The 23328-nt window shown below is 63.2% G+C and carries 21 protein-coding genes; 5 read left to right on the top strand and 16 right to left on the bottom strand.

The features are described 5' to 3' along the window. Entirely contained in the window at positions 1-1134 is a 1134-nt protein-coding gene (locus tag M1R55_RS16695; RefSeq protein WP_249394685.1) for an ArgE/DapE family deacylase, read from the bottom strand. Between the two features lie 54 nt (positions 1135-1188). Between M1R55_RS16695 and M1R55_RS16690 the strand changes: the two genes are divergently transcribed. From M1R55_RS16690 to M1R55_RS16670, 5 genes are all read left to right on the top strand, one after another. Continuing rightward, positions 1189-1863 (top strand): GntR family transcriptional regulator, encoded by a 675-nt coding sequence (locus M1R55_RS16690; RefSeq protein WP_249394684.1) that lies wholly within the window; start codon positions 1189-1191, stop codon positions 1861-1863. A gap of 459 nt (positions 1864-2322) precedes the next feature. Next, entirely contained in the window at positions 2323-4221 is a 1899-nt protein-coding gene (locus M1R55_RS16685) for a sensor histidine kinase (protein ID WP_249394683.1), read from the top strand. Further along, positions 4214-4843, top strand: coding sequence for a response regulator transcription factor (locus M1R55_RS16680; RefSeq protein ID WP_249394682.1), 630 nt, complete (start codon positions 4214-4216; stop codon positions 4841-4843). The genes M1R55_RS16685 and M1R55_RS16680 overlap by 8 nt, the downstream gene beginning before the upstream one ends. Positions 4844-4960: 117 nt before the next feature. After that, the gene (locus M1R55_RS16675) at positions 4961-5467 is read left to right on the top strand and encodes a heme-binding protein (protein WP_249394681.1); all 507 of its coding nucleotides are present in this window, start codon (positions 4961-4963) and stop codon (positions 5465-5467) included. 89 nt (positions 5468-5556) lie between these two features. After that, complete coding sequence (locus M1R55_RS16670) at positions 5557-6135, top strand: ankyrin repeat domain-containing protein (RefSeq protein WP_371827243.1); 579 nt, start codon at positions 5557-5559, stop codon at positions 6133-6135. 487 nt (positions 6136-6622) lie between these two features. Here the strand turns inward: M1R55_RS16670 and M1R55_RS16665 are convergent, their stop codons facing one another. From M1R55_RS16665 to M1R55_RS16595, 15 genes are all read right to left on the bottom strand, one after another. After that, a complete protein-coding gene (locus M1R55_RS16665) occupies positions 6623-6829 on the bottom strand; it encodes a hypothetical protein (RefSeq protein ID WP_249394680.1) in 207 nt (68 codons plus the stop codon). Beyond that, positions 6830-6985, bottom strand: a complete 156-nt coding sequence (locus tag M1R55_RS32180; RefSeq protein ID WP_371827235.1) for a transposase — start codon at positions 6983-6985, stop codon at positions 6830-6832. It abuts the gene before it with no gap. Then, positions 6986-7165 carry a hypothetical protein gene (locus M1R55_RS16660; protein WP_249394679.1) on the bottom strand — a complete coding sequence of 60 codons (180 nt, stop codon included), beginning with the start codon at positions 7163-7165 and terminating at the stop codon, positions 6986-6988. An 844-nt stretch (positions 7166-8009) separates the two neighbouring features. Beyond that, on the bottom strand, positions 8010-8924 hold the full coding sequence (locus tag M1R55_RS16650; protein WP_249394678.1) for a ParB/RepB/Spo0J family partition protein: 915 nt from the start codon (positions 8922-8924) through the stop codon (positions 8010-8012). Further along, positions 8917-9729, bottom strand: a complete 813-nt coding sequence (locus M1R55_RS16645; protein WP_249394677.1) for a ParA family protein — start codon at positions 9727-9729, stop codon at positions 8917-8919. The genes M1R55_RS16650 and M1R55_RS16645 overlap by 8 nt, the downstream gene beginning before the upstream one ends. Positions 9730-10395: 666 nt before the next feature. Next, positions 10396-11247, bottom strand: coding sequence for an integrase core domain-containing protein (locus M1R55_RS16640; RefSeq protein ID WP_249394676.1), 852 nt, complete (start codon positions 11245-11247; stop codon positions 10396-10398). Positions 11248-11249: 2 nt separating this feature from the next. Further along, a complete protein-coding gene (locus M1R55_RS16635) occupies positions 11250-11537 on the bottom strand; it encodes a transposase (protein ID WP_249394675.1) in 288 nt (95 codons plus the stop codon). Positions 11538-12141: 604 nt separating this feature from the next. Continuing rightward, positions 12142-13563 carry a replication initiator protein A gene (locus tag M1R55_RS16630; protein WP_249394674.1) on the bottom strand — a complete coding sequence of 474 codons (1422 nt, stop codon included), beginning with the start codon at positions 13561-13563 and terminating at the stop codon, positions 12142-12144. A gap of 314 nt (positions 13564-13877) precedes the next feature. After that, positions 13878-15836, bottom strand: a complete 1959-nt coding sequence (locus tag M1R55_RS16625) for a protein phosphatase 2C domain-containing protein (RefSeq protein WP_249394673.1) — start codon at positions 15834-15836, stop codon at positions 13878-13880. A 1-nt stretch (position 15837) separates the two neighbouring features. Beyond that, the gene (locus tag M1R55_RS16620; RefSeq protein WP_249394672.1) at positions 15838-16608 is read right to left on the bottom strand and encodes an FHA domain-containing protein; all 771 of its coding nucleotides are present in this window, start codon (positions 16606-16608) and stop codon (positions 15838-15840) included. Between the two features lie 34 nt (positions 16609-16642). After that, a complete protein-coding gene (locus M1R55_RS16615; protein ID WP_249394671.1) occupies positions 16643-18271 on the bottom strand; it encodes a serine/threonine-protein kinase in 1629 nt (542 codons plus the stop codon). Positions 18272-18275: 4 nt separating this feature from the next. Next, positions 18276-19664, bottom strand: a complete 1389-nt coding sequence (locus M1R55_RS16610) for a VWA domain-containing protein (protein WP_249394670.1) — start codon at positions 19662-19664, stop codon at positions 18276-18278. Positions 19665-20044: 380 nt separating this feature from the next. Then, positions 20045-21073, bottom strand: coding sequence for a LacI family DNA-binding transcriptional regulator (locus M1R55_RS16605; protein ID WP_249394669.1), 1029 nt, complete (start codon positions 21071-21073; stop codon positions 20045-20047). Between the two features lie 169 nt (positions 21074-21242). After that, on the bottom strand, positions 21243-22301 hold the full coding sequence (locus M1R55_RS16600) for an alcohol dehydrogenase catalytic domain-containing protein (RefSeq protein ID WP_249394668.1): 1059 nt from the start codon (positions 22299-22301) through the stop codon (positions 21243-21245). Further along, the gene (locus M1R55_RS16595; protein WP_249394667.1) at positions 22298-23326 is read right to left on the bottom strand and encodes an arabinan endo-1,5-alpha-L-arabinosidase; all 1029 of its coding nucleotides are present in this window, start codon (positions 23324-23326) and stop codon (positions 22298-22300) included. Before M1R55_RS16595 ends, M1R55_RS16600 begins: the two co-directional genes overlap by 4 nt. Positions 23327-23328: the final 2 nt, after the last annotated feature.

The raw sequence follows: 23328 nt of genomic DNA, 5'->3' as shown, positions 1-23328 counted from the left end.
TCAGGCACAAAACTCGCCCGCAACCGCCAGCAGCACATCCGCACACTGCTGCACGCTGGTCAGGTCGGCCCACTCCTCGGTAGCATGTGCTCCGCCGCCACCCGCGCCGAAGACCACGGTCGGGATCCCCGCCGCACCCAGGAAGGCGGCGTCCATCCAGAATGTCTCGCCGTATACCCGGCGCTCTGCACCTGTAATCTGCCCGGCATACCGCCGAACGAGACGAACCACCTCGGTCTCCGGCGGAACTTCAAAGGCACTCCGCACAAGCGTCACGCGGTGCGAGGCCCGGAAGGCCGGATCGCGCTGGCGAGCCTCGTTCAGAAGAGCCTCGACCTCTGCCTCCGCACTCTCAGGAGTTTCGCCCGGCACGGTGCGGCGCTCCAAACCCACGAAGCAGCTGTCGGGGTAACTGCTCATCTCCTGCCCGCCGCGAATCAGCGACAGGTGAACAGACCCGGTGCCGAGAAGTGGATGGCCTGGGCCCGCCCGTAAGTGCCTATCCAGGGCCTCCACACCCATCAGCACCGGCCCCGCTTTGGCAATGGCGTCTACGCCGAGGTCTGGGCGGCTGCCGTGGGCGGCGCGGCCCTGCACCTTCACCTCTACCCACACGAAGCCCTTGTGGGCCACACAGACGTCGAGGCCCGTCGGCTCGGTGACAATGGCGGCGTCCGCGTGCCAGTGTTCCAGCACCGCCTGCATTCCCAAGCTGGCGGCCTCCTCGTCGGCCACGCAGGCCACGATCACGTCGCCCCGCAGAGATAGCTGCTTGGCCTGAGCCGCCACCCACAAGCAGGCCGCCAGGCCCCCTTTCATGTCGTATGCGCCGCGCCCGAACAATTGGCCGTGTTCGATTCGGGCGCTGAAGGGATCGGTCATGCCCGCCACGCCCACGGTATCGAGGTGACCATTCAACATCAAGGAACGCCCACCCCCGCTGCCACGCGCCACCACGACCACGCTGGGCCGTCCGTCCACCGGCTCGACCCAGTGGGCCTCCAGACCCTGCGCCCCCGCCCAGTCGCTCACGTACCGGGCGATAGGGGCTTCTCCCGCCCCATCCGGCACCAGGTCCGGGTTGATAGAGTCCAACCCCACCAGATCGGCCAACAATGTCGTCAACGTTTTCAAGTTCACCCCACTGATATATTACATATCACGTCTGGCACCTATACTACAGGCAAGATGCCCCTGCCCCTTGCCACCTCGGCGTTGCCCCGGACACTGGCCCGTGAGGAAGCCTACATCTGTCTGCGGGATTGGATCGTGCAGGGCGTGCTCGCCCCTGGTGAGGCCCTGCGCGATCAGGACATCGCTGCCAGGCTGGGAGTAAGCCGCACCCCGGTGCGTGAGGCCCTGCGCCGCTTGGAAGACGAGGGACTGGTGGAAACGGCCCTCAACCGCTGGACTCGCGTGGCTCCCCTGGATCTCACACGCGCGGCGGAACTGTACCCCTTGATCGAGGCGCTAGAGGTGCTGGCGCTGGACATGGCCGCCCCCACCCTGACCGAGCAAGACCTGCACCTTCTGACGCAAGCCAACGAGGATCTGCGCCGGGCGTTGGAAGGGCAAGACGCCGGAGGTGCAGTGGCCGCCGATGAGGCGTTTCACGGCGTGTGGCTGGCGCGGGCGGGCAACCGGGAACTGGCAATCGTGTTGGGGCAACTGCGGATCAAGCTGCGCCGAGTGGAACTGGCGTACTTTGACGCCGGGCCACGCGGGCACGCCTCGGTGGCCGAACATGCAGCCCTCCTTGATGCCGTGCGGGAGCGGCGTTGGCATGAGGCCAAGGGAGCGCTGCATCAAAATTGGCGGGGTAGTCTGGAACGCTTGCAGAATCAATTGAACGCCGTCGAGTGAACATCATCAAATGAACAGCGTCATGTGAACTCCTGAGGGAGAGCACCAATAAACTGAGCACAAGGAGCAACCGATTTTTTGACACACGGCGAGCCTGCTGTCATGGACGTTACCTCAGGATTCAAGCTATCGAACGTTGACACAGACGCAAAAGACCATTGGTCTCCAGCAGGAAACCGCTCCTTCTGATGGCGAGCAACAGCTTCATCTGGAAGGCCGCTCCCCGTTCTGATTGAGTGAACAAATGCCACTCTGCAGGGTCAGTAGGTCCGCAACCTCTTGTTCATCGGCAGTTCTGAAGCGCCGCACGCTCCGAGCAGTTGCGCTGCGGGAGTGGGCAACCAGATCGATGCCTATGCCTAATCCGTCCAGTTTCCACTGCCCCCCGTTCCCCTGGGCTGAACGTTGTTTCTTGGCGCACCCGCTGCACCTTCAGCCCTCCGGTACACTACCCCCACGATGACGACCCCCCTGCGCCGCGCCGCCCTCCTGCTGTGGGGCCTGGTGGTGGTGCTGGTCGCCCTGACTTGGACGGCCGCTGCAGTGCGGGCTTCCCGGACACAGTTTGAAACTGGGGCGCGCATTTTGCACCGGGTACTCTCGCAGCGCAGCGAGCAGCAGGAGGCAGTGCTGGCCAGCATGACGGCGCTGACCCAGGCCGGAGTGACCGGCGCAGCGCTGGGTCAGTACGCCGCCGCCATGCGGGCCCAGTACCCACAGATCGCGGGAATCCAGCGCTGCCAACCAGGCTGCCAGAGCGTCGGGCCCCAGGGGATGACCCTGCCCACCGAGCCGCTCCAGCCAGACGACAGCGGCCTGCGTTGGCACCCCGTGTTCCCGGCGGTCTATGCACTGGCCCAGGGAGACGTGCGGGTCTGGGTGGACGTCCGCCGCCTGTTTCGGGAGGACGACTTTACCGACCTGGCCTCAGGGTTTCGCCTGCACCGACCTGGAAACGGCCCGGTGCTCGTGGAGCAGGCCGTGCGCACGCGTAAAGTGAGCCGCCTGCTGCCCGTCTTGAGCGTGCAAAAAGTGCTGGGCAGTGCCGACCAGCCGCTGACCTTTGAGGGCGAGCACCCCCTGGGCTGGGCTGAACTGCCCCTGGCCGGCGTGGCCCTGTTCGCGCTGTGTTCGGCGCTGGCGGCTGCCGGGGTGGTGCGCCTGACAGAAGGGCGGGAACGGGCCCACGCTGCGGCCCAGCACGCCGAACAGGCTTTACACACCGAGCGTGCCCGTGCCGAACGGGCCTTTCACGCGGTAAGCGAGGCCCTTATCGTGACCGACGAACTGCACCGAGTTCGTCTGGCTAACCCCGCCGCTCGCGCCCTGCTGGGCGACCCACTTACTGCGGGCCGCGATCTGCGGGAGGTCGTGCACTTCCGGGCCACCCTGAACCAGGTGCCCTTCAACCCCAACGAGTTCTGGAATCAGCCTGGGCTGGTGACGCTGCCGGAAGGCGTCTCGCTGGTTGCTGGCGGGGCGGCGCGACTGGTGGAAGGGGCGCTGGCTCCCGTACAAGACCGCAATCAGCCTCCCGCCGGATGGGTTCTGGTGCTGCGCGATGTGGGGCCGCTCCGGTCACGAGTGGTCGCCGCTCTGGAAGAAGGGGAGCGGCGGGTGCGCGAGCATGCCGAGACGCTGGCCCATGTCACCCGCCTGTCGACTCTGGGCGAGATGGGCGCGGGCCTGGCCCACGAACTCAACCAGCCCCTCACGGCCATCGTGAGCCACGGGCAAGCGGCGCTGCGGCTGCTGGACGATTCTGATCGGGACGATCCTCAGTGGGACGGGGCGCGGGTGCGGCGCTCGGTGGAGGCCACGGTGACCCAGGCCAAACGGGCCGCGAGCATCATCGCCCACCTGCGAACGCTGGTGAGGCGCGCACCTTCCGAGGTTCGCCCCGTGGACGTTCACCAGGTGCTGGAAAACGTAGAGATGTTGATTGCCCACGAGGCCGAGCGCCTGGGGGTGAGGCTGGTAGTGCAGCCAGGCACCGCGCCGCTGATGGTGCGGGGTGATCCTGTTCATTTGGAACAGGTGCTGCTCAATGTGGTGCGGAATGCGGTCGAGGCCACGCGGGACAGGCCGGGAGCCGAGGTGCGCCTCCTGGCCTGTCATCAGGGAAGAAACGCACTCGTGGAGGTGCAGGACACCGGGCCGGGTCTGACCGCGGCAGTGCAGGAGAGGCTGTTTACGCCCTTTACCACCACCAAGCCTGCGGGACTGGGACTGGGCCTGTCTCTGTCCTATACCCTGATGCAGGGCATGGGCGGCGACCTGCGGGGACACAACGGCCCTGCAGGTGGCGCAGTCTTTACCGTGACGTTGCCACTGGCCGTGGAGGCGCCTTATGCTTGATTCCGTTCTACCGACCGAACCCGCTGTGTTCCTGGTCGACGACGACGAGGCCGTACGCGACGCACTCGCCACCCTGATCGGCACCATGGGCCTTCAGGTACACGACTACCCCAATGCCCAGGCGTTCCTGCAAACGCTTGACCCGGAGGCCATCGGCTGCCTGATTGTCGATGTGCGAATGCCGCAGGTGAGTGGCCTGCAGCTTCAGGAGCACCTCACGCAGGCAGGCATCGATCTGCCGGTCATCGTCATCACCGGCCACGGCGACATTGATGTATGCCGACGCGCCTTCCGGGCAGGGGCTGTGGAATTTTTGACCAAGCCTGTAGACGAATTGGCGCTGCTGGAGGCCATTGGGCTTGGGATTCGCACCCATCTGGCCCGCAGGTCACGGCGACTGGTCACGCAGGAAGCGCAGGACGCCGTGGCCGGACTGACAGGCCGTGAACGAGAGGTGCTGCGCCTGATCGTGGAGGGAGCCAGCAACAAACAGGCCGCCCGTACCCTGGGCATCTCGGCACGCACAGTGGAGACACACCGCGCGAGCGTCTTCGAAAAGCTAGGGGTGGATTCACTGGCGCAGCTCGTGCGGGTGTACCTCAGCAGTCTGGAGACGCCGTAACCCAGCGACTCGCCAGCCTAGACCGCAGACCGTGGCCCAGCGACTCCGTAAAACTACGTAGGGCGGCTGTGGAAGGCCCGAATGGTATGGACCGGCCGGGCCGGGCAGGCTAGGGGCATGAAACTGTTGCTGCTTGCTGCCGCCCTCAGCGGCGCCGCCCTGGCCCAGACCGCCCCATCTCAACCGGTACAACTCGCCACCACGCCCACCGTCACCCAGACGAATCTGAGTCTCTCGGCTGCTGTGCGCATGGCCCAGCTTGCCGTGCAGAACTGCGCCCAGCAGGGCTACAACGTCACCGCGACTGTGGTCGACCGTGCCGGGATCACGCTGGCGGTGGCACGTTCGGAAAATGCCGGGCCGCACACCGTGGACGCGTCTTACCGCAAGGCCTACACCAGCGCCTCGGCCCGCAACACCACCGCTGGAATCGCCGAGAATATCCGCACCAACCCGGCCTCGGCAGAACTCGCCCGCCTCGACCGCTTCCTGGTGTTGGCAGGCGGCGCTCCTGTTCGCGTCAACAATGCCGTGGTCGGCGCAATCGGGGTGGGCGGCGCACCCAGCGGAGCCATTGACGAGCAGTGCGGTACGGACGCGGTCACTACCGTACTGGGTCGGTGAGACTCCTGCTGCTGGCCGCTTTGTTGGCTCTGCCCCCGGCAGAAGCGGGTGGAGCACCCTCCCCGGTGCCTCAGGTGAACCGTACGTTGCTGAATACACAGCTCGTGCAGGCTGCCGGGCGCGGAGACGCCGCTGCTGTCCGGGTGCTGCTGAAGCGCGGCGCGTCTCCGGACGCTGTGCAGGAAGATGGCCGCACCGCTCTGACCGCTGCTGCACTGGGCGACCATGTAGAGGCAGCCAGAGTGCTGATTGATGCCGGGGCCGACCCAGACCGCCAGGATCAGGCCGACAACAACGCGTTGCTGGTGACGGGGGAAACGGGGAGCGTGGCCATGCTACGAGAGGTGCTGCGTGCCCACCCGGATCTGACGCGCACCAACCGCTTTGGCGGCACCGCCCTGATTCCGGCGGCAGACCGGGGGCACACCGAATACGTGCGGGAAATCCTGAAGACGGGCATCGACGTTAACCACGTGAACAACCTGGGATGGACAGCCCTGTTGGAAGCCGTGATTCTTGGAGACGGGGGGCCGCACCACACTGAAATCGTGCGCCTGCTGCTCGGCGCGGGTGCCGATCCCACCCTTGCAGATCGGGACGGGATGACCGCCCTGCAGCATGCCCAGGAGCGCGGGTACGCTGCACTGGTGGGCTTGCTGAAGCCCTGAATCCGAGAGACACATCAACCCAATTGAGAACGGGCAGACGGGCAACCGAAAGCTGAAGCGTGTCCAGTGCCCGCTGAAAGTCTGATGCCGGGTGCTGGACGCGCCCACCAGTACGTTCTACATCTGCTAAAGAACGCCCCCTCCCCACACGCTGAGCAGGATGCGGTGCACCGCTTCTTCAAGCTGAGCTGAGGGACACCACCTTCCCTGCAAGCGGATTTCGCGCTTGGTGCGGGCTGGTGGCCTGCGGGCCCAGGGAAAGTGGCGGACGCTCGACCTGCATTCACGGGCGGGGGTGGGTTGCCATAGAACCGCACACGCCCGCCACCTTGCCTCCCCATCACTCATGGGCGTAGAAATCAATACGCCAGTAGAATTTTGGGGCCGAATTGATGCGCTAAGGAAGCATGACCCGTAAGGGCACTTGTTAGGAACCTGGGATAAGCCTGTCAAGCGGCGTCCGCGACGACGACTCCCGCGCTGAAAATCAACGCGGACGCCGCTTGACGCAATACAGGAAACAGTTCCCGTGCAATATAGGTTTTGAGAATGCGCCGTGAAGTCCGTTGATTTTGCCAGCGACCTTCAGTTTGGCGGGAAATGCTTTGGTGCGCTCATCCCGCCGCAACCGCACAATCGCCACGATGTGCAGCGCCCAATTGGGTCGCCGATTCCCACCGGTGTTGAGCTGCATTCAAGTGTTCTGACCGCTCCCCCGCTCAACAGGTGCGGCTCCGCAGTCGCTCGCACAATGACATTTATTTTTGAAGCGCTCAATCCTCCCTGTTTCACCCAACACGATCTCTGCCACGACAGGCCCAACCCCTTGAACCTCGAGCAAGCTCGGCATTCAGGAGGTCAGGACCGCCTTGAGTTGCTTCTCGAGCACCTTCAGCTGCTCTAGGGGGGTCTTCATCACCGTTTCCAAAATGGGCCGCACAGGAGAGGTGGCTTCCAGCGATGCCAATGTCGCTTTATGGGCCTGGTGTTCTTGAGAGAGCTTGCGCTGAGCGGGGGTGAGCTCCTGCATGCACGTTGCTGTGCCCCCAACGCAAACTTCGGCAAGTCCGGATTGGCGATGAGCGCTCGAGCGACGTGTTGTGCATCAACGACGTCGTTCTTCTTACAGCCCTTTCGAGCCCGGTACGGGCTTGTCAACGTTGCAGGAATGTGGGTCACTGGCTCGTGACCCGCCAGGAGTTGGCTGACCAACGCCGTGATGAAGCCGCTTCGCCGCACCTTCGATCGCCCATTGCCGACACGGATACGGTAGCGCGAACATCTGCAGCTGCGCGAGACCTTCAGCGGTGTTCGGACCCGTCAGAGATGCTAACGGAGTGCCCTGCTCGTCAAGGGCAGCCACGGTGTGACTGTCAGGATGGGGATCAAGTCCGACTGTGATCAGCCCAACCTCCAAATTCAAGCGGGATGAGCAGCGCGCAGCTCTGTCAAATTGGGCCCCAAGGCAGCCTGGTATCTGGCGACGCAGCGGATCTAGCTGAGGGCGGATGGAGGTGTGCAGTTCCCAACAAGGCCACGGAGCCAGAGAACAGGAGGGCAACACCCCATCCACCTCTGTTATGCAGATAACAGCGTCCTAGATGGCCTTCTACGCTCACTTCGACAGCCGATATGTCACTCGCCAAGCCATCTTCTAATAAGTTGAGGTCTTCTATAACCGGCGCCGTCTGTCGACACTCGCCTGCTTGACACCACACGAGCTCGAGCGCCAAGCAGGAATAATTTAACCAGACGTGAGCAAAACCGAATCAGGCTCATGGCGCTGCTCTTAACGTTAAGAGCACAGGGAGCTAGCTTTTGCCTAGGCACAGCAAGAAGGCCAGCCGCCCTCCCCTTCCGGTCTGCTCTTAACGTTAAGAGCGTTTCGACTTGGCCCGCGTGGAGCGCTGACCCTGTCCCAGCAAGAGTGCCTCCAGTTCGCTTAAAAGCGCCTTGACTCTCCCCTGTTCCGGCAATCCTAACCGGCCCACTCGCCGCTCATCAAGCAACGTCCGAACCCGCATGATCTGCTCTGGCACCGCTTTGTCCGGTCTGGCAGCCAGGGCAATGTCCCGCACGCTCAGCGCTTCTTTCAGGGTGCGCTGGGTCAGCTGAAGACGCAGCGGCTCATCTTTGATGCGGGCCAAGGCTGCGGCGCGGGTGTACTCCAACGTCCCCTGCCGCATCAGGTCAAGCAGGTCGGGCGGAAAGCGCAGGACACCGGCCTTGTTGGACGCGAACGACCGCCAGGTGCCACGGCCCAACTGGGCAAACACCCCGTCAAGTTGTTCGGTCACTTCGGGCTGAGGCGTGCGGCGCTGGGCGTGCAGCAGCGGCAGCACTTCGCCCTGAGCAATCTTCAATTGCCGCGCCACGATGGTCAGGGTGGCGTCTACCTCATCAAGCGGATTGAGGTCTTCACGCTGCAAATTTTCGAGTGCCGCCAACAGGTCGGCTTGCTCATCGGTGGCGTCGCGCACCACGGCTGGAACTGCGGTCAGGCCTGCCAACTGCGCCGCTCGCACCCGCCGCTCCCCGGCGATCAACTCGTAGCCCCCGGTGACTGGCCGAACCAAGACAGGTTGCAGCACGCCTTGTTCCCGCACGCTCTGAACCAGGGAAGCCAGGGCTCCCTCACTAAAATGCCGCCGAGGTTGACTGGGCCGTATCTGAATGTTCTGAAGCGGCACTGCGCTGATGGGCGGGCGGGCGTCAGGGGAGAGGTCAGGCAGGGCACCGAGCAACGATCCGAACGCGTCGGCCCGGCTGCGTTTGGCGGCTTTAGACATGGTGCGCCGTCCCGAGGGCGTCCAGTAGTTGGGCGGTCACGTTGGCAATCTCCTGGGTGGCTGGGCTGCGCCTGGCGAATGCAGGCAGTGGCTCGCCGTGCAGTTGAGAATCCGGATAGAGCGCGGGGCGGTAGGTCAGCGGCGTGCTGATCGGGGCCAAGTGCCCAAACTGCGCCCGAAGCTGCGCCAGGCTTTCGCGGCTATGGTTGGTGGTGTCGTTGTACTGCGTCACGAGAATCATCGCCAGCGCCAGTTCCGGATTGGCCTTGCGGAAGCGGTTGAGCATCTGCATGACCGTCTGGAGTCCTTTGAGGCCTTTGCCGCTGGCCGGAACGGGCACCACCACATACTGCGCGGCAATGACCGCAAGGGCACTGAGCTGCCCGAGACTGGGCGGAGGATCGATCAGCACAAAGTCGTATCGACCACTCAGTGCGCGCAGAGCGTCTTTGAGCCGCAAAAGACCCATCATTTGGCCCGGCAGAAGCGGCTCGATAGTTGCCACGTCTAAGTGGCCGGGAATCAGGTCGAGGCCATGAATCCGCAGAGGGGAGGGTAGAGCCAACTCGGTGTCGTCGTCGGCCAATACCGCCGGGTAGAGAGTGTCTTCCAGCCGCAGATCACGGATTTGGCCGTCTGCGCTGGTTACGCCGCGTACTCCCAGCCAGTCGGTCAGATTGGCCTGTGGATCAGCGTCGATCAGGAGGACGCGGTGCCCAAGCTGACCCAGTGTAAAGCCTATATCCCGCACGCTGCTGGACTTGCCGACGCCGCCCGCATGGTTAAAGAACGTGATCACCTTCATAGATAGGTGTAATCTAGCGCCCACGAGACGCAGAGACGACACGGGCGCTGGGCTCTAGCTGCAGCCTGGGCGCACGGGCCCAGGCTGCAGGATTTCGGCAGCCCCGTACAGCAACTCGGCCCGGAACGAACTCCGTCTGAATTGACGGCTTGGCATGAGCTTATTTCTCTTGTTGCTTGGCAGCTTTTCAAGCCGTGCAACTTGCCAGAGCAGTGCCCAGTCCAGTTGTTTGCGTAGGGTGAAGCCATGCTAACCGACCAGAACCTTCCAGGCTAGCGATTCCCAATCTCGGTCACCGGCCATCCGGTCTGGCTCTACCACTGCTATACGCTGACCTATTGAGACAGCGAGAAGCGCAGCCCACTCCAGCAGAGCAGCACTAGACGGATGGGAGGGAACCGCCTTCAGAGTGGCACAGGACGCCGCAGGAGGGCCGCTAAGGGGTCTCCTAGACCTTGCCTGCCAAAAGGATCCCTAACCAGCACTCCCCCTGCCTTGCAAGGCAAGCACAGGCCCCGCTCAGCTATCTGCTAGCAACCTGTTCACCCTTGCACCCCGTCTGAATGCAACGTTGTCCCCAGCCTGACGCCGGACGTGAGCCAAACCAGATGGCTTTCTTCTCGAGTCAACGAATCCACAGCAACGGGTAGTGCTCGAAGAAATTCTTCAAGCGGCGTTGCGAGCCTTCGCCGATGAGGTGAGTGTAGACCAAGGCGTGGTGTAACCCAGCGCCGAGTGACGGCGCTGGTGGTTATACCAGCGGTGAAAGTCAGGCATCGCAGCGCGAACCTCAGCCATGGACTGCCAGTCGTGACGGAAAGCAAATTGATATTTGTAGGTTCTATTGAGTCTTTCCAGGATTCCGGTACCCCCCAGTTGGGACACCTTGGAGCGCACCCAACTGCCGTACTTTAAGCAGCCCTGTTGAAAGATGTCGCCCGTAAAGTCGCTGCCCCCGTCGCTTTGGACGAGGATGGTATCCGGGTGGCCCTCGGCCCGCAGGACAGCAACCGCGTCGTCAAGCGTGAGCTTGGCGAGGTGCATCGACAGGCTCCGCACCACCCGGCTGGCCAAGACCACCCGTGAAAGGACGTCCAACACAAAGTAAATCCAGCAGACGCCATCCGGGAGGGAGAGGCGTGTGGCATCGATCTGTATCCGGCGGCCTTCGGGCCAGTCCTGAGGACTGGACACTTTGGGAGAAGGGTTTCTTGTTTTCCGAGGCTGCGGAGGATGGAGTTGCAGTTCACCGAGCGCCACTCGAATCTGGTGCAATCCGATGGCTTGGCCTTGAGCTTTCAATTCCTGGTACAGCAGCCGGTAGCCCGAAGTCGGGTGTAACAACGCGGTCTGGCGCACTTGCTCGTACAGCTCATCCCGGTGCTGCTGGCGCGCACAGCGCACCGGTGCGCTGTGCTGATGGTCTCGGAGTCGCCAATACGGAATCTCCGCGTACTGAGCAAAGCGTCGCAAGCTGAGTTGGGGATGGCTCTGCCGGAGGACCATCAGCTCGTCCATCGTCAGAGCCGCCGCACTTTTCGCGCAATATCAAGCTCCAATTCCTTTTCCGCGAGGATCCGCTTCAGACGGTCGTTTTCGCGTTCTAGCAGGCTCACGCCCTGCTCCGGACGATCTCCGGCGAGGCGGGCCCGGCCCGCCTCCAGGAACTGGGCTTTCCAACTGTGGATCAGGCTTTCATTGACATCATGCTGTCGGGCCGCTTCTGCCACGCCCAGTTCTCCGCGCAAGACACTCAGAACAATGGCTTCTTTGACGTCGGTCGTCCAGGTTTTCCGTTGTTTGCCCATGATGCTCTCCAGTGTGCTCGTCCCTCGCTTCGAGAGGGTCAGGTTCTGGAAGTCTTTCCTGGAGCAGTACCACGCCACTTCTTAAATATGCTTCCGAATCAGACTTTCCTCTCCTGCGGGTGCAAACGGTCTGAAGGGATTGGAATGATGTTGATTTTCTCCTGATTGAAAAGATTTAAAAACTTGATGAAAAAACATCATCAGGAGAGCGGCGAGATGTGGCGGCCAGCGCTGCTTTTTCAATCTTTCCCCTCAGAACATACGGGCAAAACAACCTGTTTCCCCTCAGAACATACGGGCAAGTCCAACTTCAATCCCTCAGAACATACGGGCAAGGAGAATTCAGAGGCCGTTCTTTTCCCTCAGAACGTATGGGCGAGTCCATCCTCAATCCCTCAGAACATACGGGAGAAAAAAGTAGACCTTCCTCTTCGTCCCCTCAGAACATACGGGAAAGAAGGGGACAAATCGCCCCCTTTCCCTCAGAATATACGGGCTTGTAATTTTGCTTCGAGAGATGCTGTGTAGGACGAAGTTTTTTATCTTTCCCCTCAGAATATACGGGTGAGGCCTGTTCTCTATCCCTCAGAACATACGGGTGGCGCTAGAGGTGTGCCCTGACGTCCTGGACTACTGCGCCGATGGCAGGCGCACCCCCGACCATGGCGCGGGTAGCGGCCCGCACGAGATGCCGACCATCGAGATTTCCTGCCAGTACCACGTCGGCGAGGCGGGCACGTTCCGGGACCGTGAAGTGCTTGAGGATGCCCAGCACGCTGAGCTGGCGCAGCATCCAATCCACCAGGTCGGTGCCGCTCAGGGCCGCTAGGCGCACATCTTCCTGCGCCAAATCCGCTTCGTTCTCGTCGGCTCCTTGCCTCGCCGTGCGCTGCCCCGCTCGTTTCACAGGCGCACGGGCCTCAGCGCCGCTCTGGTTTCTATAGCCCGGCAACTCGGAAAAGTCTTCGGGGCGCTGCACCATCGCCACCAACAACCCCCCCGGATTGCCCACCGGGCGTTGGCTGACTTTCAGGTAGTGGTCAAAGCGCCGGGCCGCTTCCTCAATACGCTCTGGAAAGACGGTAGAAAGCCGCACCGCCACGCCTTGCTTGACCCCCCGGTCTGTGAGGAGCGCGGCCAGGCCGGGATGCTCGCCTTGGGGCGGCGGGCCGAACACGTAGCGCACGACCTTGTCCCGGCCCCGGCCCGTGATTTCCACGGCAGCCACATAGCCTTTGGCCTGCAGTTCCTCGTGTGCGGGTGTAAGGGTACGTACCACATTGTCGGGGCGGTCGCTGAGCAGTCCGAGTCGGTTACCCCAGGCCATCAGGGGGGCAGTCAGTTCGCGCACCAAGCCGTCAGCGGTCGATTCATCGAAGTGCAGGGCGTCCAGTTGCCGGTAAACCGCCCGCACAAGAGGTTGGCTGAGGCCCCGGTAGAAGTTCAGATCGAGCGGCTTGATGTACCCGGCCCGCAGGCTCTCCATCACTGGGGGGGCGAGCTGCACCGTCACCACGCTGGTGCCCTGCACGCCTGTTCGCGAGCGGGAATACGAGAGGTAGCTCACCTGTGCAAACGACTGGGTCGTCCAGCCATGCGGCCCCTGCACGAACCAGCCTTCGTCGATGGTGTACGACGCCTTGTTCAGGCGCACCAAACTTTCTTCGAGCGACCGGTAATATTGGGCAGAATCGGAAAAACCCGACGCCTTGAGCAGGCCGTAGGCTGACACGCTGAAGGGGCCGTCGGGCAGACCCGCCTCAAAACACAAGTTGACCAACCCCACCATAAAGTCGTTGTCGAGGCCGTGCGGCACCACCTGATCGTCGGGCACGGTGCAGGTGATGATCACTGGGCGGCCATCGGGTGTGGTGACCTGCTTTTGCCAGCGGCGCAGCGTGCCGGGCACGGTTTTTTGGCCGCTGATGAGGGCCAGTCGGCCCAGGTTGAGTTCATCGTAGCCGCTGGTTATGTCCGGTACCGACGGGGGAGTCCCGGCGCTTCGCCGTGGTTTGCGCTCAGGCATAGGGCCAATATAGGGGTCACCGTCAGGCTGCTGCCAATCCCTCAGAAACTACGGGCAATGGACGAGACACAACTTCTGCGGAAACCGACTTGAGAACCTCAGAGTTGGCACTGCAATGTGGGACGGGACGCCTTGCCCGTCGCCCCTCGGCTGGCGCGGCGGTCAGGCGTCCTCATGTGCGTCCGTTTACGACGACAGTCCGTTCTGCTTGATGACGTGGCTGGCTATGCCGCGCCTCCCGTAGTTGTTGCTCCCGGCTTTCTGGCTCCCTCCCGGTAAAACCATTCTTTACGCCGTCTCACCAAAGCGCGTGGTTACCTCACCCGTTCGATCACGAGGGCCGTCGCGTTGTCTGGTGCACCCGACGCCAAGCTCAGTTCGATTAGGTGGTCTACGATGCGTTGCAAAGAGGGTTCGTGGAGCAAGATATCGTGAATCACGGGCGGCAGCATTTCACCCCAAACTCCGTCCGAGAGGAGCAGGACGCGGCTGCCCACTGGTAATTCCAGCGGCTCTGGCAGCACCTGAACATAGTCGTCCTGCGGGGCACGCAAGCTGCCCAACGAACGCAGCACCTTGTTGCGCTCCGGGCTGACCTGGGCTTCTTCGGGCGTCATCTGACCACTAGCGACCATCGCGGCCACGTAGGAATGGTCTTTGCTGAGCTGCACGACTGCGCCCCCCTGAGCTATGTAAGCCCGCGTGTCGCCCACATGTCCCAGATGCAGCTGCGTGCCGCGAATCTCTACGCCTGTGAAGGTGCAGCCTCCGTCACGGCCCTTCATATCGGTCAGAACGGCAGCGTTGGCCTCCCAGACCTGAGCCTCCAACGCCGAAGCCTCAAAGCTGAGGGCCTCGGAAGCCAGAAAAGCCCGCACCGCCGCCTGACTCGCCACTTCACCCGCCGCCATACCGCCCATGCCATCGGAAACAACGGCCCGCAAGATCAGATTTCCGCCGCCGTGTTGCCCAATCTGCTTCCACACGAACCCGTAGGAATCCTCGTTGGTGGGCCGTTCGGGGTTGAGGCCGATGTCGGTGGCCGCCGCCAACTGGTACACCGGCAGCGTGGTGGCCGCCGTTTTCAGGGCCGCCAGCAGTTCAGTGGGGGAGAGGCGCTGCGGCAGCGGGGCCAACATGCCGTTGAGCAGTTGCGGCACGCCCGACGCATTGATGCCCGCCAGCACGACAGAGGACGGCCCTTCGGCAGGCAGGGGTTGCTGGGTCAGCCACTGGAAAAACAGTGCGCCCAGCAGATACACGCCGCTTTTGGCCTGCGCAGGTTGTCCTTCCTGCACTTCAGGCGGCGTAAAACTGTCGCGCAAGGTGGGCTGAACCGCTTCGCCCAAGCGGGCCACTTGCGGCGGCATCCTCAGTTTCAACCCGTCGCGGGTTTGGTGAACGCTGGCCGGATCGAGGTCTGTGACGGCGTAGCCCTGCTTTTCCAGCGCAAACAGCAGCCGGGCCAATTCGGTCACGTACGCCTGCGCCGTAGCTGGATCAAGCGGCGGGGTCAGCGGCGTGCCATCGGTAGGAGCGAGCACCAACAGGTCGCCCGCCGGAGTCACTTTGGGCAGCAGACGGTGAGGCCGCAACCCCGCCCACAGCGGCGCAGGGCGCACATACACGTCTACACTGGGGCCAGCGCCCAGGGCATTGGCGCTGAACCAGCCGCGCCCCAAGTCCTGATTCAGCTGGTAGCCGCTGATCACCTCGCCTGCCTGCGGTCCCTGCACGGCCACGGTGGGCGCGTAGGTTTCTTCCTCCAATTCGCCCGTAGAGAAGCTGGACAGATCAGAGGATTCCTCAACGGCCACAGCCTCCGGCACACTGGGCGGCGCTGCGGGGGCGGAAGCTGCTTCGGCTACTGCGCTCTGTGTGGCGGGAAGGGCTGCAACCGGGTCTGGACTGGCTGAAGGGGTCGCGCTCTCCGGAATCGGTGGTGCATCCAGAGCCAATGGAGTTTCTGACGTTCCAGAACCGTCTGAATGAATCTGGCTTTCTCCAACGTCAGAGCTTCCCAACACCTCAGCGTTGTGGAGCTCAGGAGTTGTAGTCTCTCCACCACTCATTTCCGGATGGGAGGGAAAGACGTAATCCACGTCCAACAGGCCGTCTTCGGGTTGATCGGCGGCAAGCGGCTCCGGCGTTTCGGGTGGCAACATTGCTTCGGGAAGCGTCAATGCCTGAGGCGGTTCGGTGGGCAGAGTTTCGGGCGGCGGAGTTTGTTCAGAGGCCGCCGGATCACGCGGCAAGTCGTCAGCCTGGGTCATTTCAGCTCTGGTGGAAGATCAGCATCAGGTTGCCAAAGGCCAATTCGTCGCCGTCTGTCAGCGTTGCAGGCTCTTGCAGGCGCGGCGAGAAACTCGGTTCACCCTTGCGCTTGATGTACACGCCGTTGGTGGAACCGAGGTCGCGCACGGCCCACACGCCCAGTTCGCGGTACAACTCGGCGTGGCGGCGCGAAATATGCTCCTGCCCGCCCAGGCCGCTCAGGTCGATGTCTACTGGGCCGCTGGAAGCGTCGAAGCGCCCGACAACCAGACGCTCACCTTGCAGTGGAATGAATTCGCCAGTGGGCGCACCAAATTTCTTGATTCCCAGCTTGGCTTCTCCAGTCAGGACGGGAGTGGCTGAGGGCGTTTCAGCGGCTGGCGCGGGAGCAGCGCCTTCGGCTGTGGACAGTTCAGACCCAAGTTCTGGAGAGACGGGCGTTGCTGACGCTGATTCTTCTGTAAATTCCCCGCCCACAGGCGCGGCTTCCTCGGCCACAGGTTCTGTCGGTGCGGCGGCAGTCAATTCTGCGCTGGACACAGGCGCTTCACTGAATACAGGAGGTTCATTAAACACTGCGGCTGGCGGCGTCGCGTCCACGGGAGCGGGTGCAGCTTCGGTGGAAACCACTTCGGGCAGGACTTCCTGCGGAGTTTGAGGCGTTGTGGTGGGCGTGGGCGCGGCAGTGGCCGACAATTCGACGCCGCAGCCCTCGCAGTAGGTAGTGCCTTCGGGGTTGGCGGTGCCGCAGACGGTGCAGAGAATGGTCATGGTGGTTCCTCCGGGAATGTCGACTAGGACGAGATTAAAGTGAGATACGGCGAATGAGGATCAGGAAAATGAGGGCGAGGTCTGCTGCGCCGATGCTGGCGCTAACGACGGTGGGCCAGTTCAGCCCCGCCGTTTGGGTGTAGAAGTACGCCGCTGCACCCGCCGCCAGGGGCAGGGCCACCGGCAACGCGAACCACAGCAGGCCGCCCGCAACGGCCCCCGCCACTGCGCCCACGCCAGCGGCCAGAGCATACTGGGTGAGTTGAATGGGCGCGGCAAAGTATTCTTCTACCGATAGAGCAGCAACCGCCGCCCCCAAGAGAGTGCAGACCGCGATAAAGATGATGCGGGACACCGGGGCGCGGGGTTTGGTAGCGGGCGCAGTCGGCACAGGCACGGCAGCGGCAGCACTGGGCGCGGGAAGAGGGACAGGTGGGGGCGTAGGAGCGGGTTTCGGAGTGGCGACGGGAGCCGCTGGAACGGGGGTCGGTGAGGGTTTAGGAGCAGGCGCGGCGGGAGTCCGGGGCAAGGGTTTGGGCGCAGGGGGCACAGGCTTTGGCGGCGCGGCGGCGGGCTGTACCGGAGCAGGTTTCGGCTTGGGCGCGGGTGGCCGGGCGGCTGGGGCCGGAACCTGAGGGGCTGAAGGTTTTGGGGCTGGTGGTGCAGGAGTCGGGGCGCGGGGGGCTGGAGCGGGGGGAACAGGGGAAGGGGGCGCGGCCGTCTTCGGCCTTGTCGTTGGTGTCGTCAGGATCGCCAACAGAGCCTGTGCACTCTGGGGTCGGTCTTCTACGCGCAGAGCCATTGCCTGAGTGATGGCCCTGCGGAGTCCCGGTAAGGTTGAATCGGGCATCGGTGGCAGGGACGTGCCCAACATCAGGTCGGTGGCGGGCGGCGGCATCTGGCCGGTCAGGGCGTGCAGTAATGTGGCCCCCAGCGCGTAAATATCGGTGTATGGCCCAAAGCGCCCCGAATTGCCGTACTGTTCCAGCGGCGCGTAACCGGGCGTGACCAGCCGGGTATGGCTCAGTGTTTTGCCCGCCACGAAGGCCCGCACAGAGCCGAAGTCGATCAGCACGATGCGCCCGGTCTGATTGAAAAAGATGTTGTCGGGCTTGATGTCGCGGTGCAGCAAGCCGCGCTGATGAATCACCTCCAGAGTCTTTGCCACCGAACGGGCCACCTCGAACACCACGTCAGGGGGCATGGGGCCGCGCTTTTCGATCAGGCCGCCGAGCGTGCTGCCTTCCAAGAATTCCATTACCAGGTAGGCGGTGCTGTTTTCCTCGAAGTAATTCATCACCTTGACGATGCCGGGATCGTTGAAGCTGGCCAGCACTTTGGCTTCGTCCAGAAAGCCTGTTTTGGTGGTCTGGTACTCGGCGCTGCTGATATTGCCCGGCGCGACCACCGTTTTGCCGCGCCGCGAAGACCCGTCCAGAAACAGTTCCTTGATGGCGACCTTGAGGCCCAGCCGGGTGTCCTCGCCCGCGTAGGTGATGCCGAAGCCGCCCTGCCCCAGCACGCGGCTGAGGGTGTACTGACCGCCCGCCAAGGCCATACCGACGGGCAAGGCCACCAGCCCGGAGGCGGTCAGCGGTGCGCCGCAGGTGTGGCAGACCGTTTCGCCTGGCTGAACAGCCGAGCCGCAGACGGGGCAACTCACCGACCTAAGCTCCGGTCAGCTTGCGAATTTCCTCGTCGGTGGGCAGGCCACCCGCGCCGCTGCCCGCCTTGAGGGTCTGTGTTTTTGCGCCCAGCCGCATGGTTTTGGCTGTGCCGAGGCTGATGGTCTTGCTGCTGCCCAGTTCGCCAATGGCCCGGTCAAGCACCTGAGTCATGGCCCCGTTGCCGAGGCGCTGGGTCATGTTGCGGGCCTGTTCGAGCGTCTTGGCGGCCTGTTCGGGGTTGCTCTGCGCTTCCCGGCTGGCCTGCGCCACCAGACTTTCGATATTGCGCTGCTGAACCCACTGCATCACTTCTCCGTCTACCCGCGCGGCCATCGTTTCGTCACCAGTAAATTCCACCACCACGTCCAGCGGCGGCAATTCGCCCCGGTATTTGGCACCGGGCACTTCGTAGGTCAGCCCCAGTTGGGCCAGTCGCATTCGGGCCGCAGGGCGCTCTGGCAGGGTAAATTCCAGAATGTAGGTCGCGCCTGTTCCGGCTTCAACATTGCCAAGTTGCAGCGGCCCCTCGGTTTTGGTCACCTCGGTCTGGGTGGGCTGCACACGGGTGACCCGTTCCAGTTTCACGTCCTTGACGGCCCGCACGGTCAGCGCCACGTTGGTCACGACTTCGTTGGCCGCCTGCTGAAGGTCGCCCAGCAGCGCGGCGGGCAACTCGGACGCCCGCACCGCAGGAGGCTGGGGATTCTGGTTGTCGGGCACCACGTCGATGGGTTGGCCCTGTGTGCGGTCAGTGATCTCGGTCAGCAGTTCGGTATTCACGTCGTCGCCCACGCCGATGGTGGTCACCGACACCTGCATTCCGGCCAGCACGCCCGCCTGTTCCTGCACCACTTCCGAATCGAAGGCCTGCCCATCGGTGAGGAGTACCATCCGGCGGCTGCCCGATTCGGTATTCAGCACCCGTACCCCGGCTTTCATGCCCGCGCCCATCTGGGTGCCGCCCGAATACCAGTCCAGCTGATCGGTGGCCTTCAGCAAGGCGGCCCGGTCGGTGGCAGCGGTAAATGGCACAAGGATTTCGGCCAGATCATCAAATTTGACCAGAGCCAGACGGTCTTCCGGCTGAATCAGATCAGAAGTGATGATGCCGCGCAACGCTTCAGTGACCAGTTGCAACTTGTTTTTGCCCCCGCGCACGATCTCGTAGCGTTGCCCATCAACGACAGTGGTCTGCCCGGTGTGCTCCGTCGGCTCGGTCACGACTTCACGCATAGAGCCGGACGTGTCGACCACAAACACCACCGACAGATTGGGCCGCGCCTGCATGGCCTGTTGATCCGGCAAGACATTCAACATGACAAACAACTTCTGCCCTGCGGTATGGGCCAATAAAAACTCTCGGTGGGGCCGCATTGTGGCGTCCAGCATAACTAGCCTCCTGTGGTGACGTTGCTCTGTGCTCTGTACGACACCGCATGATAGGCAGTTCCGAGTTATGAGTGCTCCATTGTTCTTTGGGAATTCCCCTTGGCCTGATACCGAATCGCGATGATTCCTGAACATCATCCGGGCCGAACGAGTGGCAATGGGTACGGGCTGGCGGCGATGGACGACTCTATCGGTGCCTTTGCAGATGTTCGGAAATCAAAGCAAGTCCGTATGATACGGACTCCGGTTCGGGGCCGTACAGGCGGCACTCCCAATGCTGTCACGGCATTATCTGGAGTCCAAGTAGCCAGCGGAGAGGGGCAACCTGATAAAGAAGCGTTGGCGTTTCATTGCAACTTCGTTTTCCGTGCCAAAAAGTCTTAGTGCGTTTCTGGATCAGGCCGGCGTGCCGTACTTCCCCTCAAGATCAGTTGCGGCTGGAACACGACGTGGCGGCTGTGTGCGGTGGGCTGCTCGATCAGGCGCAGCAGTTCGTCCAAACTCTTGCGTCCCAGCAGGCCAAAATCTTGCACGACCGTGGTCAGGGGCGGGTCGTAAAAGGCCGCTTCGGGGGTATCGTCGAAGCCCACCACCGACACGTCAGCTGGGACATTCAGGCCCGCACCCTTGAGCGCCGTCAGTACACCGAGGGCCATCTGGTCGTTGCCTGCCAGCACCGCACTGAACGATATTCCGGCGTCGAGCGCCCGCCGCGTGGCCGCAAATCCGCTGCCCGGACTCCAGTCACCCTCGTGCCGGGGCAAAACACCTAAGCCGTGGCGCTCTAGAGTCTGCACGTAGCCCTGATGCCGCAACTCGGCGTCGCTCCACTCACGCGGGCCGCTGATGTGCAGAATATCGCGGTGACCGAGGCCGATCAGGTGTTCGGTGGCGATCACGGCCCCCTCGACCTGATCGATGCTGACGGTGGTGCCGTCGACATCAGCGGTGGCGTCGACCAGAATAAACGGCACCTGACTGCCCAGGCCACGCACAATGTCGTGGGCGTCGTAGGGAGCCAGCAACACCACGCCGTCGACGCCAAATTGTTGCAACCGGCCCACTGCGTTCAGCATCTCGGCTTCCTTGAATTCACGCAGCGTAACCAGAATGACTTCGTAGCCGTGTTTGCGGGCGCAGCGTTCTACGTTCTGAACCACCTGCGACGGTCCGTACTGGTCGGTGCCGTAGGCCACCACGCCCAACAGCCCCGACCTCTTACTGACCAAGCTTTTGGCGAGCAGGCTGGGGCGGTAATTCAGCTCCTGAATGGCCTGCAGCACACGTTCGCGGGTGGTGGCGGCCACACTGACGTGGTTGTTCACGACCCGCGATACCGTTTGATAAGACACGCCGGAATGGCGGGCGACATCATGGATGGTCACGGCGGTGGTACTGGTTTTAGACATGATTGCCTTGTGGGTTCAAAACAGGTGAAACAAGGTGGAGCGCGGCAGCCATACGCGGCAATCTATCAGAGGGGATGTCGCGAAGAAGTTGGGAGGTCAGACAGATAACCTTCAGCTTGAGGCCGTCATCTGTTGCCCCTGCCGCCTGTCCAGACCCACATCGTCCCAGTTAGACCGTCACCATTACCTTGATGACGCCCGGTTCATACTGTACGTGCCGCTGGAAAGCCCGCTCTACTTCGGCCAGCGGATACACGTCGCTGACCAATTGATCGACGTCCAGCAACCCGCCTGAGACCAACGCGATGGCTGCCGGATAGGTGTGGGCCATGCGCCGCGCAAAGATGAGGGATAACCCTTTGCGGCGGGCCAATGAATGCTGCACGGTCATCTGGTCGTCGCCGGGAATGCCCACCAGCACCACCCGCGCACCGGGCCGGGCCAGTAGCGCCGCGTCCTGCACCGAGGCGTCGGCCCAGGCGGCCTCGAACACCACGTCATACAGGCTGTCGTGCGGGGCAGAAAACCCGGCGGCGGTGCTGCTCGCGCCCAGTTGCGCGGCCAACTCACGCCGCCACGCCAGCGGCTCGGTCACATGCAGGGCCGTGACTCCGTTCAGGCGCAGGAGGGCCACCAGCAGCAGGCCAATCGGCCCGGCGCCCACCACCGCTGCCCGGTCGCCCACCCGCACGTGCCCCAGCCTCAGCGCGTGCAGGGCCACGCCCAACGGTTCCAGCATCGCGCCGCCCACATCAGTGATCTGGTCTGGTAGGGCAAAAGTGTTGTGGGCAGGCACGTTCAAAAAGGTTTGCAGCGCTCCGTCACGCGGAAACACGCCCATAAACGTGTGATCGGGGCAGAGGTTGGGATGACCTTCCAGGCAGGCGCGGCAGTGCCCGCAGGCCACATGGGGTTCCACCGCCACGCGCATTCCGGGGTGCAGAGGCCGCCCTTCTCCGTCCGTGCTGCCTTGCGGTGCAGCCACGATTTCGCCCATAAATTCGTGCCCCAGCACCAGCGGCGACAGAATTTCGGTGGTGCCAATCCGCCCATCCTGGTACATGTGAATGTCAGAGCCGCATACCCCCACAGCGCGCACTCGCACAGTGACTTCTCCGGGGGCTGGTGCGGCAAGCTCGCGCTGCACGAAGGCAAAGGTGCCGGGGGCGGTCAGCACGGCGGCGTCATGGGCCTTGGGTGGAGTCTCGGTCAGGTTCAGGTGGGTCATGGTGTTTCTCCCAGGGGCAGGGCGGGCAGCGTGGGCCAGCCGTCTGCGCCCCACACGATGGGCGAGGTTTGCAGAATGGGCGTGCCGCCCTGATCTCCGTCGTAAAAGTGGTAGGCCAACGCGTCGCCCCTTGCCGTGCGGAACATTTCTTGACCGCCCGGCCCAACAAACCGGCCCTTGCTGGCCTGTATTTCTGTGCCGCCGCCTTCCAACAGGGAGCGTCCGGCGCGGTCTAGGTACGGCCCAGTCACACTGCGCGAGCGGCCCACCATGATCTGGTAAGTGCTACTCAGGCCCGCGCAGCAGCGGTCAAACGACACGAACAGGTAGGTGTAGCCGCCGTGCTGCACCAAACTGGGGGCTTCTATGGCCCGGCCCCCACGGGAAGCCAGCCGGATTTCGGATGTGCCGGGTTTGACCAGCCCGCCGACCGGGTCGAGTTCGCGCAGGCGAATGCCGTCCCACCACGAGCCGTAGGCCAGCCACGCCCGCCCATCGGCAGTATCGAGGCGGGCCGGATCGATGGCATTGAAGGAGTCTCCGGCTTTGCTGGACAGCACCAGGCCCCGGTCGACCCAGCCCACGCTGGGGCGCTTAGGGTCAAGTTTGGCGTGGGTCATCAGGCCAATGCCGCTGGTGTTTTTCCCAAAGGTAGACGCGGAATAGTAGAGGTAGGTGACGCTGCCCCGCTGGTACAGGCTGGGTGCCCACAGGTTGGGCGGGGTTTCGCCCAGCACCTTAGCGACCCAGGCGGGCTGGGTATTGCCCAGGTGTCCGGCGTCGGCCCAGGTCACGCCATCCGCCGAAGTTTTCAGGCGCAGTGTTCCCGCGTCGATGCCCTCGTAGCCGGTGCCCATCGCCACGTAGCCGCCCGGCAGACGCAGCACCGTCGGGTCGTGAATATTCAGGTCGCCGCGCAGGGTGGGTTGCACATCTGGTAAGCCGCCGCCCAGTGCTAAAGCTGTGCAGGCCAACGCTCCGCCCAGCAGTGCCGTGAGACCCAAGAAACCCATTCGGCCTTTCATGC

Source organism: Deinococcus sp. QL22, from assembly GCF_023370075.1.
Lineage (GTDB): Bacteria > Deinococcota > Deinococci > Deinococcales > Deinococcaceae > Deinococcus.
This window is presented reverse-complemented; position numbering and strand designations above follow the sequence as displayed.